This window comes from Glutamicibacter sp. FBE19 (genome assembly GCF_015524875.1).
Lineage (GTDB): Bacteria > Actinomycetota > Actinomycetes > Actinomycetales > Micrococcaceae > Glutamicibacter > Glutamicibacter halophytocola.
On record NZ_JACKQN010000010.1, the window covers coordinates 19518 to 31608 of the forward strand.

Below are 12091 nucleotides of genomic sequence, written 5' to 3' on the forward strand. Positions count from 1 at the left end.
TAGCTGGGCAAGCTTTCCCGAGAAAGCTTGCCCAGCACGATCAGTTACCTGCTGAAGTCGTCGCTGCTGGCTCCCGCAGCCAGCTCCCGATCCCTGGTTTCTTCGGTAATGGCCTTCATCCGCCGGTCGGTAAGCGGGTACAAGAAGTACAGCACTGCCGCGGCAACAAGCAACGCCAGGCATGGGTATAGGGTCTGCAAGACTTTCATTCCAGACAGCGCAGCTTCGCTCTGAGCGGCATTCGGGACATACCCGATAGCGCTTAATCCGAATCCAGCCAAACCACCCGCAACCGACTGGGCAATCTTTCTCGAGAAGTTGAACATCGAATAGGTGATGCCTTCTCGACGGGCCCCATTCTTCCAATGCCCAAAATCAATGACGTCGCAAACCATGGCCCAGGTGATCCCGTTAGGCAACGCAACTCCGATGAACGACAAGCTGAAAAGGATCGTGAACAGAATCGGGGTGGTTGGCAAGATGAAATTCAATGCATCTGCGACGATCGCCAGGCCGAATCCAAGCAAGGCAGTGTTCTTCTTCCCAATGAACCTAGTCAATACGGGAATCAAGAGAATGCCTATAATCGATGAGCCGATGCTGATGACGTTGACGAAGGGAAGCAAAGTGACATCGCCAAGGTAGTACTGCGTGAAGTACACGATCATCGATGTCTTCACGTTGTAAGCGGAAATCGAGAATATGGTCATCAGAATAATCGTCAGCAACGGCCGATTTCCAACGATGGCACCGGCAAATCCCTTGAGCGTGAGCTTTTCAGCGGATCGCACCACGGGAACATTTTCATTCGTGCCGCGGAACGTGGCGAAGAAGCAAAGAACACCGGTGACAGCCATAGCCCCGGCGGCGAAGGCGTAGCCAACTCGTTCGGAGTCAAAGGCCAGCACAATTGGCATGAAAGCCACACCTGTAATCAGCAGCGCCGACACCGATCCCGCCTGGCGGAACGAGGCTAGCTTGGCTCGTTCGACAGGTTCCTGCGTCATGACCGAAGCCAGGGATCCATAGGGGATATTCGTGAAGGAATACAGCACGCCCCACGCCATGTAGGACGCGTAGGCGTAAACGAGGTTGATGCCCTCGGACATGCCTGGCGTCAAGAACGTGAAGATGGTCAGGACCGCCAGGGCAATGGAGGAATAGAACATCACTCCCCTGAATCGTCCAGAACGCCCGACTTTGCGCCGGCCATCGATGGCCGTGCCAGCCAACGGGTCCATGAACGCATCAAAAAGCTTGGTGACGACGAAGACCGTTGCCGCCGCTGCCGCGGGCAGTCCAGCGACATCGGTGTAGAACTTCAGAAGATAGGCCTGGCCCAGGTCAAACATGAAACCGTTGCCGAGGTCTCCCATTCCATAGGAGATCTTCTCCTTGAGCGAGAGCCGTCCCTCTTTGAGGTCGGCTCCCCGTTGAGTCGCGGTGAGGTAGCCTGCCATTCAAGTAATCCTTTTTCTACGCGCAATGCGGGTTCTGTCAAAAACGCCTGCCTGAATTAGCGACGTTGCTGATTTCATATCGGCAAGCGTCACCCTGCGGGAGGTGAAATCGGTGCCTGAATGCGTAGAACCACCCATGCAGGGCAATTTTGCATTCATGATGAAAACGTTCACATTAATGTAACCCGCATTACAGCGTGAGACCAAGCCCACACCGAATAAACAAGGGAGAAAACGTAATCTTCGCTAAACAGCTAGACTTTCAACCAAAGGGTTGGGAGGACACATCGATGTCAAAATCAATGACCATTAGGGACGTTGCCAAGGCTGCCGGAGTATCGCCGGCAACGGTGTCCCGGACTTTTGTGCACCCGGAAAAGGTCGAATCGGTCACCCGCGACAGGATCTTGGCACTCGCCAAGGAGATGAATTATCGGCCTAATGCGGCCGCGCGTTCGCTGATCACAGGGCTCACTGGAAATATCGGCATCGTAGTACCCGACCTGACGAACCCGTTCTTCCCGACAATCGTGAGATCGGTTCAGCGCAAGGCAGAGCAGCTTGGCTATTCCGCCCTGCTCGTGGATACAGGCGAAGACGTGCAGCATGAACCTGAACTGACGGAAAATCTGGCCCGCCAGGTTGATGGCCTCGTCCTATGCTCGCCACGGATGTCCGATGGAAAGCTCATTGAAATCTCCAGTCGATACCCCCTGGTGATGATCAACCGCGAAATCCCCGAAGTTCCGGCAGTTACCATCGACAACCGCAGTGGAATTGCCCAGGAGGTCGCGCACCTCAAGGCGCTGGGGCACCACCGCATTGGCTACGTTGCAGGCCCGGAAACCAGCTATTCCTGCCTGATTCGACAGCAGGCCGCTTCCGAGCTATTGGCTGAAGCTGGGCTGGAAGAAGTATCTATCGGCAGGTTTGAACCCACTTTTGATGGGGGACGCAGTGCTGCCCAGCAGGTCCTCTTGTCCTCTGTTACCGCCGTCATGGTCTACAACGATGTCATGGCTTTAGGGCTCATCAACCAGCTGACCCAGTTCGGGGTCAACGTGCCGGAGAATTTGACGGTTGTCGGCTACGACGACATCGAGTTTTCTTCGATGTCTTCTCCCGCGCTTTCCACCGTGCACGTTCCGCGCAATGATTCCGGGGTCTTGGCCATGGACTACCTGGATGCCCTGCTGCGCCATGGAGCTAACGCACCACAAGTGCCTGCGCGGCTGCCAACCCAGTTCATCTTCCGCGAGACTTCGCGGCGCCTGGGCTCGCCGCTCGTCGCGCAGTAGATCGAACCCAGCCGCTCAATTTTCGCGAAACGCATGAAACCGTTTTCATCCGCTGCGTCAGGATCCAAGCACCTTCATTAGCAGCTGCGCGTCATCGCTCATGATGGCATCGACATTCTGGTCAACGAGCAGCTTCATGGTTGGCTCATCGTTAATCACCCAAACGTGCACCTGCGCACCAGCGCGCTGCACGGCTTTGGTGAAGCGACGCGTAGCCACGGGCAGCCAAGCCTGCTTAAACGGCACCTGCACCGCCCAGAAGCCTTTAACCAGCCTCTGGGGAACCCAGCCGAAAAGGTGGGCGCAGAGCCAAATCAGGATGATTTCACGTTGCCCCGGCGAGCGCCGGATGGGGGCCGAGAGCAGGTGGGACACCGCGTGGCTGCGCGCGCTGGAGAATGAGGCCAGAGCGATTTGCTGATGTGCTCCGCGCCGTTCAATCAACTCGGCCAGCGGGCCAATGACTTGCTCGTCTTTGACATCGAGGTTCACGATCCGCGCTTGCGGAACAGCATCCAGCAGTTCATCCAGCGTGCACAGCGGTTCTCCCCCGGCGGTGATCTGCGCGAGCTCTTCATCGGTGCGCTCGCCAAATTTGCCGGTGGCATCGGTAATCCGATCCAGCGTCTCATCGTGGAACAGGTAGACGGTGCCATCGGCCGAGGCATGCACATCGGATTCCAAATGGGTCACTCCCAGTTCCACTGCGCGCTGGAAGGCAAGGAGCGTATTCTCTTCATCGGACCGGCGCACCCCGCGGTGCGTGAATGCGTAGGTCATTTCAATAAGTCCTCGATGACTTGGGCGACACCGTCTTCAGCCAATGGCGGTGCGCAATAGCGGGCGGTTGCCAGCGTCGTGGGATGCCCCGAGGCCATGGCGTAGCCGTGGCCGGCAAATTCGAGCATTTGGATGTCGTTGGGCATATCCCCGAAAGCCATGACTTCAGACGGGTCGATGTCCAGGCGCTGGCAGTATTCGTTCAGGGTTCTGGCCTTGTGGATGTCCACGTGGGCCATCTCCAGCAGGGACACGTCAAAGGCGGAGTGGGTGATGGAAACCAGGTGGCTGAGCTGGGGCCTCACTGCGGCATAGAAGTCGTCAATGGGCAGGTGCTGGGAGCGGGCAAGGAATTTAACGATGCCTTCTTGGTCAATGGCATCCGAAGACAGGTCCAGCACGTCCTGCACACCAAAATTATGATGGCGATCGGCAAAGCCCTCACCAAGATGCAGGCCCTTGGTGGTTTCAGCGGCAAAGGCCGCCTCGGGTTCGATCTGCGAAATAATCGCGGCCGCTTCCCGGGCCTTGGCTGCGCTCAGCGTCCGGGACCAGATCACCTCGTCATGTTCCAGGTCGTAGAGCACCGCGCCGTTGGAACAGATCACGGTCCCCAGACCGCCAAATGATTCGATGATCGGTGTCAGCCAGCGAAAGGGCCTGCCGGTCACGAAAACGATCTGGATCCCGGCCTTCCGGGCATCCAAGAAGGCCTGCCGGGTGCGTGGAGAAATCTTGCCGTCGGGGGCGACGATGGTCCCGTCCAGGTCTGAGGCGATCAGCTTGATCACCCTAGAGCTCCTCGCGCCGCGGCGGGTTGGCGCCGGCCCGCTGAACGGTCACGGCAGCCGCTTTGGCCGCAAATTCAAGGGCTTGGGAAAGTTCGCTGATCTGCAGCTGGCCAAGCTTTTTGCGGTGGGCAGCACCAATCATGCCGTGCTCGGCAAGCCAGCACAGCAGGGCCGCGGTAAAGGTGTCACCGGCGCCCACCGTGTCGGTGACTTCTACGGAGGGCGCAATGAACTCGGCATCCCCGGCGCGCACCACGCCCCAGGAACCACGCGATCCGGCGGTGGAGACGACAATGGCCGGCCCCATATCCAGCCAGGCACGGGCCGACTCCTGGACCGAGCGCATCGGGTACATCCACTTCAGGTCGATGCCCGAAACCCGTACGACATCGGCCTGGCCGACGAAGCGTTCCACCTCGGCCACGGTCTGGGCATGATTGGTCACCAGGGACGGGCGCAGGTTCGGGTCATAGCTGATGGTTGCGTGGGTGCGGGCTGCAGACAGCAGCGGCAGCAGCTCCTCGGGACTGAACAAGGTGGCGATAGAGCCGGTATGCACCAGCTCGACATCCTGCGGCAGTTCCGGTCCGATGGTCGGCATCTGCCAGTAGGCGTTGAAGGCGAAGGCCGCGCCGCCGGCGGGATCAAGGATGCCGTGGGCGATGACCGTCGCCTCTTCGTCGGCCCCGCCGAGGTATTTGACGTTGTTGCTCTTGAGGTATTCCTCGATTTTCCGGCCCTTGTCATCGGCGCCCCACCGTGAGATCAAGGTTCCGGGGTAGCCCAGGCGGGCCAGTGATACCGCGACGTTCAGCGGGCTGCCGCCAACAAATTCCTGGGCCGGGGCGATGCCCGAGGCCAGGACGTCAACGAGGGCTTCACCGATCACGGTCGGGTTCATGCTGCTCCTTATTAATAGTGCAGGGGTGACAGGGCGCGCACGCAGGCGGCCCATTGGCTGCTGCGCGGGTCAATCCAAGTGTAATGATCGCCCTGGAACATCGCGAAGCGGTAGTCCTGTCCGAGTGCCGCCGCCTTCTGGACTGCGCGCCGGGCAATTCTCGAAGGAACGTCGGCATCGTCCCGACCATGAAAGATTACGACACGGGCGGGCATCGGCCATAATTCCACCGGGTTGTAGGTGGCCAGCGGTGCGCCATCCAGCAGCAGGTCCACCGCCGAGTCGCTGAGCGCCAGCTTGCGAGCATAGTCCAGATCCAGCAACCCGGCCTGGCTGATGACCTGGGTGACGCGCGAATCATTGGCAGCCAGCACGCAGGCCAGCTGGGCCCCGGCCGAGTGGCCGATCAGCGTAATCGGCCCTTCCTCCTTGACCAGCCCCAAGGCCAGGCGGGCATCGGCGAGCATCGCCGCCGCGCGGCCGGGCCCCCGCCGGTATTCCAGGTTGTAGGCCGGTATCCCCCGGGCGGCCAGGTCCTGGGCCAGCGGAACTCCCAGTTCCGCCGTGTATTTCTCGCGCCAGTACCCGCCATGGATGATCATCACCGCACCGGCAGCCGTGCTCTGCCCGGGGTCGAAAAACTGCAGGTGCTGGTCAGGGTGCGCCCCGTAGTGCATCACTAGTTGCCAGGGAAGTTCGGTGATCGCTTTTCAACGAAGGCGGCCCGGCCCTCCAACGAATCATTGGTGGTGAAGGCCCGCTGGAAGGAGTCCGCTTCAACCAGCAGGGCATCGTGGGTGTTCAGTGCATCCATCGCCACCAGCGCGGATTTGGCGTTGGCCACCGCGGTGGGCGAAACAGCGGCGATCTCTTCAATGGCGGCCACGGCCTGGTCGATCAGTTCGCCGGCCGGCACCACCCGGTTGGCCAGGCCGATGCGCAGTGCTTCGGCGGACTTGATCCGGCGCCCGGTGAAGATCAGCTCGCGGGCCATGGCATTGCCGACCCGGCGCGGAAGACGCACGGATCCGCCAAAGCCGGGCACCAGGCCCAGGTTGACTTCCGGCTGGCCAAAGCTGGCGTTCTCCGAGGCGTAGATGAAGTCGCACGCCAGAGCGATTTCGCAGCCGCCGCCGAGGGCAAAGCCGTTGACTGCGGCGATCACCGGAACCTGCAGGGATTCCAGGCGCTCGGTCACCGAATGCATTTGGCGCCCGTAGGCCAGGGCCTGTTGTGCGTCCATGGCGTTCATCTGCACGATATTCGCCCCGGCTACAAAGGACTTCTCCCCGGCACCGGTGATGATCACGCCGCGGTACTCGAATCCGGTGGTTTCGAACCAGTCGACAAAGGCTTCCAGGTCGTTGACGACCTCCTGGGCCAAGGCATTGAGCGACTTCGGCTGGTTGATGGTCAGGATCAAGGCTGGGCCACGTGAGGACAGTGCGAGCGTATCGAATTGCTTCATGGCTTCACTCTACCCATGCCCGCGGGCCGGTTCTAGCGTTTCTTTCGCCCCTTGGATCCGCCGGGTTTGCCTGGTTTGCCGCCGTTGCTGCGCGCCTGCTTCTTGGCCAGCTCCTTTTGCCGCTTGGCGGCCGCTAGGGATTTGGCCTTGGCTTCGAACTTCGCCTTGTCGTTGACGCGCTTGGCCTTCTGCTCGTGGTTGCGCACCGAAGCCTGGCGGGAGGAGTTGGCGCTGCGCCCGCGCACGATCCCGATGAATTCCTCGAGCAGCGCAGTGTCTTCCATGGCTGCAGGCCACGCGATGCCCACCTGCGTTGGAGTGCCGCCCTCTACAAAGCGGGAAATGACATCCTTGCGGGCAAAAAGGCGGGCAATGCTCTGTGGCACGCGCAGGACCTGGGCGCCGGAGGCCACCACTTCCATGGCAACGCCGATGCCGCCCACCTCTTCGGGATAGTCGGCGAGGTCCAGCTGCGCGAAGCCCGCGACCACCTCGGCGGGGATGGATTCGTCGTAGTATTCGGCCTCGTGGTCCTTGGCCGCGCAGACCACCTCGAGTTCCTCGTAGAGCGGGATCACGTGGCGGGTTTGGTCCTTGGGTGATTCCCCGCGGTAGCGCACGAACACGGCGTCGGCCCGATCCTCGGCCAGCAGATCAAGAATCTCGCCGTCATCTTGGCGCCAAGCTTGCAGCTCGACCTTCGGATAGCGCTCCTTGAAGCGATCCATCCATTTGCCGGGGGTGACGCCGGTGGCGTAGGCGATTCGAAGAGTTTGCACGGGTTAAGCCTACGCTGTGCGGGGTTAAATGCTGCAGGCGGGCACCGATGAACGGTACCCGCCGTGTCAGCGCAAGCGCTTTGGCTTACTTGTCGGTCTTCACAACCAGTACGTCGCATGGTGCCGAGTGGGCTACCGAGGAAGCTACGGAACCGAGCACGCGGCCCAGGCCCTTCATGCCAACGTTACCGACGACAATCATCGAGGCCTTGCGGTCCTCGGCGTCGGAGATCAGCACGTCGCCTGGCTTTCCGTGGCCTGCAGCGGCGGTGATCTTCACGCCTGGGACGCTGTTCTTCACGTCATTGGCAACACGCTGGGCCAGCTTGCGAGCCTGCTCTGCGTCGTCCAGGATCCAGGTGTCGGAACCGATGGAAACGACTTCGGTGTTGTCCGAGGCGTGAGCGGTGACGACCACCAATTCAGCGTCGATCTTCAGTGCCAGTTCCGCGGCACGGCGAGCTGCGCGCTGTGCGGTTTCCGAACCGTCGACACCTACGATGATGGTTTCTGACATATTGCTCTCCTTATTTAGTAAGTGATGCTATTAAGTGATGTATAACACTTTATGGCCTTGAGGCCACTTTATCCTGTAAAAAGCCGACGGCGCGTTCCCAAGCGATAACTGCCTGCTCAGGGTCGTAATTTCCGGCGGTATTTTCGTCATTGTGGAAGGCATGCTTGGCGTCGTAGAAGTAGTACTTCACGTTGGCGCCGGATTGCTTGCGGATTTGCTCCTCCTGGGCGCGGGCCTGCTCAGGCGGGTACATTTCATCAAAGTTGGCGTAGTGGCCCTGGATATCGGCACGGATTCCGGAGAAATCATTGGGCACGCCTTGGCCGACACCGTAGAACGGAACGGCCGCCGCGATTTTTTCGCCCTGCTGCGCGGCAAGCTGCAAGACGAATCCGCCACCCATGCAGAATCCGATCACGCCGAGCTTCTCGCTGGTGACATGCTCGTTGGCCAGCAGGTAATCCACGGCTCCAGCCAGGAGCTGGGCACCCTTCGCTTCGGGAAGATCGGCCATCATCTGCCCTGCTTCTTCACCGTCGTGGGTGATGGATCCGCCGTAAAGATCCGGCGCGAGGGCTAAAAAGCCGAGAGCCGCGAGGCGGTCGGCGATATCCCGGATGTGGTCGGTCAGGCCCCACCATTCCTGGATCACGATGACCCCGGGGCCTTTTCCGGAGTCAGGCACCGCCAGGTAGCCGTGTGCTTGCGCACCCGAGGATGGGAACGTCACGTTCTGGTGCGGGGTTTTTCCTGCCATTACGCCTCCTGATCTTCGTGTGATCCCAGTTTATGCAGGTCTGGGCCTAATTGGCATTGATGTGCCCCACATTAGCCAGAAGTTGTTCTACTTCCCGGGTGTGACTTCGCCGATGCGCTGCAGCGCGTCGGTCACAAGACCCCAGAACCCGTCGTGGTCCAGGTCCACGGCCACCGAGGTGTTGCACTGTTCACCGGCTGGAGCGCGGAAGTCGGTGACCGTCATTCCCAGGGTCAGATCCCCGCGGAGTTCCACGTTGACTGGCGCCTTCACGGTGCGCACGATCTGCGGGTCGATCACGTAGGCCACCGCGCAGGGATCGTGGACCGGCGGGGCGTCAAAGCCCTGGTGGTCGCGGTAGGCCCGGGCGAAGAAGTCCATCAGCTCGCGCACGAATTTCGCCGGGCCGGTACCGATCTTCTCGATGCTCTGCACGACCTCGGCGGTGGCCAGCGCCTGGTGGGTCAGATCCAGTCCAACCATGACCACCGGCCAGTCTTCGTTGAAGACGATATGCGCGGCTTCCGGATCCACCTTGATATTGAATTCGGCCACGGCGCTCCAATTGCCGGTGTGGTAGCCGCCGCCCATCAGCACCACTTCGCGCACGCGGGAGACGATCCGCGGTTCCTTGCGCACGGCGAGCGCAATGTTGGTCAGCGCCCCGGTGGGAACCAGGGTGATCTCTCCTGGTTCGTGGCTCATGACCAGATCGATGATGACGTCCACCGCGTGGCGGGAGTCCAGTTCAATGGTGGATTCCGGTTGCTCCGGTCCGTCCATGCCGGAGTCGCCATGGACCGCGGCGGCGGTTTCCACCTCGCGCACCAGCGGCCGGGCACAGCCGGCGGCAAAAGGGATCCCGCTAATGCCGGCGATGGTTCCCACGGCGAGCGCGTTGGCGGTGACCTTCTCCAGGGTTTGGTTTCCTGCGACGGTGGTGACGGCCAGCAAGTCAATGGCGGGGCTTCCATGGGCCAGGATCATGGCAACCGCATCATCATGCCCTGGATCGCAGTCCAGAATGATCTTGCGGGGCGTTGGACTGTCCTGGGCCATGGTGCCCTCCTTGTTTTCCGCCGGCGGGCGGCCGGTCATTGATCACGATGCGAAGTACTTCATCCTAGGCAATTCTTTCCTGTTCTCCGAGTTGCGTCAAGCGCTTAACTTGTGAGTTGGCCCGGCGGATGTGCGACTACGATGGAGCCATGACGATTGCTGAGAAGACCGGAAATCACCGCGAACCACGCCGGGTCACCGCAGCCATGGTGGCAGCGCATGCAGGTGTGTCCACGGCAACGGTCTCCCTGGTCGCCAACGGAAAATCCTCCGGACGAGTCTCCGCCAAGAATGAGCAGCGCGTGCGCGAGGCCATCCGCGAACTCGGCTACGTTGTCGACAGCATTGGCAGTTCACTGGCCAAGGGCGTCAGCTCCCTGGTTGTCTTGGTGGCCCCGGATATTTCCAACCCGTTCTTCGCCAAGGTCATTGCCGGTGTTCGCTCCGTGCTGGCCAGCGACTACCAGCTGATGCTCTCGGTCACCGATGCCGGCGTCTCCCCCAGCGCCAGCGAAACCCGCAAGATACTGGGCCTGCGTCCGGCCGGTTTGCTGGTGCACGCGCCGAGCCAGGAATTCCTTGAGGAAATTGGCGGGAACCTGCCCATGGTAGTCCTTGATGCCCCCGGCATCAGCGCGAAATTCCCGGCCGTCAATATGGATGTGGCCCAAGGAGCCCGCGATGTGGTGGCGCATTTTGCTGCGCAGGGGCACACCCGGGCCGCGTACTTGGATGCAATCACCGGAACGGAGACGCTCGCGGTGCGCCGGGAAGCATTCCTCCAGGCAGCTGGCGACTTCGGCATCGAGGTCCTGCCCAGCTCGGTCGCCAGCTCCATGATCGATGTCACCGCCGCATCCGCCGCTTTCAGCGAGCACTGGCCATCATGGAAAAAAGCTGGGGTCACCGCGCTGGGTTGCGCCACCGACAACCACGCCTTCGGCGTGCTCCACGCTGCCCGCACGCTTCAGATTCGCATCCCGCAGCAGCTGGCCGTGGCAGGCTTTGACGACCTGCCCTACTCGGCCACGTCCAACCCCGCCATTACCTCGGTGCAGCTCAACGCCCAGGAAGGCGGGCGCTTGGCGGCCCTGAAGCTGCGCTCCCTGCTCGAGGGCAAGAGCCCGGAACCGCTGCAGAGCATGCTGCCCAGTTCCCTGGTCGTACGCGGTTCCACTGTGATCGATGGGGATCACTAGCCCCCGACCGCTGCTGGGCCGAATTACTCGACGAGCTTCCCGCTCTTGGCCAGTTCCGGGTTGGTGCACGAGGACAGGTCAAAACAGCAAGGACGGCGCTTGCCATCGCGCAGCTTGGAGATGCTGACCTCAACGCGACGCTGTCGAGTATCGGGATTCTTGGTGGAGCCCACCCAGCGAACCCATTCCCACCGAGCCATCGGGGTCAATCCAACCCAAGTCGCATCCAGGTCGCTGGCCTCCTCCAGGGCTTCGGCGAGGTCGGAGGGCACCGTGGTTTCGGGCCAGCTGGAACTTGGCCGGACTGTTAACTGGAATTGCTGCCCCGGTTCGCCCTCGAGTGCTGGCGCTTGATCCGCTTCGAGATCCAGCCAGTGTCCGCGACGCCCATCGGGATCAATCACTACGGTGCTCCCGGCAAAGTCCCCGAGAAGATCGACAGCCACTTGGCCCCTGCTCGAGAGCAGGTCGCTGGATTCTTGTTCAAGGCGAAGGATCCGATGCCCGTTGACCAGATCAAGAGTTCCGCGAATGTCGAATGGTTCTTTGGACGCTGCCACGATGCACTACCTTTCAATTCGTCATTGGAAGTCTAGTCCAGCCGCCGAATTCTGGCACGGGCACAGGACGCACGGCATAAGCGGGGATCCGAAGCTTGCCTTGCCGGCAACCGGTGGCGGCACAGGCCAAGCCGCAAACGATCCCCAAGCCTTGAAAAGGCCATCGAAGCCTTGGCTGCAAGAGCTCAAAAGGTTGCCGAGCCCTTGGCCGAGAGCGGAATCACCCAGGCAACTTTTCGAGGTCGCAGCGCCCGCGTTCGAACGCGGGGCGATTCACGATGGATTACTCGGTGGAACCTCGATGGAAGGCGGCCGTCACGAAGTTTGCGGCTCGCCGTCGGAAATTGTTATCAGAACGATGCCGAACGGCTTAGGGCAATGAAAAAAATAACCTCTGATCTGAACTTTCGTTCATTTCAGAGGTTATTTTCATTTTGTGCGCGAGGGGGGACTTGAACCCCCACGACCTTGCGATCACTGGCACCTGAAGCCAGCGCGTCTACCAATTCCGCCACTCGCGCA

13 protein-coding genes and 1 tRNA gene are annotated in these 12091 nt (G+C 60.9%); 2 read left to right on the forward strand and 12 right to left on the reverse strand.

All coding sequences use genetic code 11. The features are described from left to right. Nucleotides 1-44 precede the first annotated feature (44 nt). A complete protein-coding gene (locus H6F58_RS14485; protein WP_146277230.1) occupies nt 45-1460 on the reverse strand; it encodes a glycoside-pentoside-hexuronide (GPH):cation symporter in 1416 nt (471 codons plus the stop codon). A gap of 290 nt (nt 1461-1750) precedes the next feature. Between H6F58_RS14485 and H6F58_RS14490 the strand changes: the two genes are divergently transcribed. Continuing rightward, a complete protein-coding gene (locus H6F58_RS14490; RefSeq protein WP_146277228.1) occupies nt 1751-2758 on the forward strand; it encodes a LacI family DNA-binding transcriptional regulator in 1008 nt (335 codons plus the stop codon). A 57-nt stretch (nt 2759-2815) separates the two neighbouring features. Here the strand turns inward: H6F58_RS14490 and H6F58_RS14495 are convergent, their stop codons facing one another. The 9 genes from H6F58_RS14495 to H6F58_RS14535 all read right to left on the reverse strand — a co-directional run bounded on the left by H6F58_RS14495 (nt 2816) and on the right by H6F58_RS14535 (nt 9810). Continuing rightward, on the reverse strand, nt 2816-3538 hold the full coding sequence (locus H6F58_RS14495) for a glycerophosphodiester phosphodiesterase family protein (protein ID WP_195182038.1): 723 nt from the start codon (nt 3536-3538) through the stop codon (nt 2816-2818). Further along, nucleotides 3535-4329, reverse strand: coding sequence for an HAD family hydrolase (locus tag H6F58_RS14500; RefSeq protein WP_195182039.1), 795 nt, complete (start codon nt 4327-4329; stop codon nt 3535-3537). The genes H6F58_RS14495 and H6F58_RS14500 overlap by 4 nt, the downstream gene beginning before the upstream one ends. Nucleotide 4330: 1 nt before the next feature. Then, nucleotides 4331-5230 (reverse strand): PfkB family carbohydrate kinase, encoded by a 900-nt coding sequence (locus H6F58_RS14505; RefSeq protein ID WP_195182040.1) that lies wholly within the window; start codon nt 5228-5230, stop codon nt 4331-4333. Between the two features lie 11 nt (nt 5231-5241). Continuing rightward, nucleotides 5242-5907, reverse strand: coding sequence for an alpha/beta fold hydrolase (locus tag H6F58_RS14510; protein WP_348536403.1), 666 nt, complete (start codon nt 5905-5907; stop codon nt 5242-5244). Nucleotides 5908-5909: 2 nt separating this feature from the next. After that, nucleotides 5910-6698: an enoyl-CoA hydratase-related protein gene (locus H6F58_RS14515; RefSeq protein WP_195182042.1), complete on the reverse strand. Its 789-nt coding sequence runs from the start codon at nt 6696-6698 to the stop codon at nt 5910-5912. Nucleotides 6699-6730: 32 nt separating this feature from the next. Further along, the gene (locus H6F58_RS14520) at nt 6731-7477 is read right to left on the reverse strand and encodes a LysR family transcriptional regulator substrate-binding protein (protein ID WP_195182043.1); all 747 of its coding nucleotides are present in this window, start codon (nt 7475-7477) and stop codon (nt 6731-6733) included. An 85-nt stretch (nt 7478-7562) separates the two neighbouring features. Further along, on the reverse strand, nt 7563-7994 hold the full coding sequence (locus H6F58_RS14525; protein WP_146277221.1) for a universal stress protein: 432 nt from the start codon (nt 7992-7994) through the stop codon (nt 7563-7565). Nucleotides 7995-8043: 49 nt separating this feature from the next. After that, a complete protein-coding gene (locus H6F58_RS14530; RefSeq protein WP_195182044.1) occupies nt 8044-8751 on the reverse strand; it encodes a dienelactone hydrolase family protein in 708 nt (235 codons plus the stop codon). Nucleotides 8752-8838: 87 nt separating this feature from the next. After that, the gene (locus H6F58_RS14535; protein WP_060703232.1) at nt 8839-9810 is read right to left on the reverse strand and encodes a nucleoside hydrolase; all 972 of its coding nucleotides are present in this window, start codon (nt 9808-9810) and stop codon (nt 8839-8841) included. Between the two features lie 149 nt (nt 9811-9959). Here H6F58_RS14535 and H6F58_RS14540 point away from each other — a divergent pair, with 149 nt between their 5' ends. Then, nucleotides 9960-11009 (forward strand): LacI family DNA-binding transcriptional regulator, encoded by a 1050-nt coding sequence (locus H6F58_RS14540; protein WP_146277217.1) that lies wholly within the window; start codon nt 9960-9962, stop codon nt 11007-11009. 23 nt (nt 11010-11032) lie between these two features. Here H6F58_RS14540 and H6F58_RS14545 read toward each other — a convergent pair whose 3' ends face one another. Together H6F58_RS14545 and H6F58_RS14550 are read right to left on the reverse strand one after the other, a co-directional pair. Further along, nucleotides 11033-11569 carry a YdeI/OmpD-associated family protein gene (locus H6F58_RS14545; RefSeq protein ID WP_146277215.1) on the reverse strand — a complete coding sequence of 179 codons (537 nt, stop codon included), beginning with the start codon at nt 11567-11569 and terminating at the stop codon, nt 11033-11035. Nucleotides 11570-12006: 437 nt separating this feature from the next. Beyond that, nucleotides 12007-12090, reverse strand: a tRNA-Leu gene (locus H6F58_RS14550). Nucleotide 12091 lies beyond the last annotated feature (1 nt).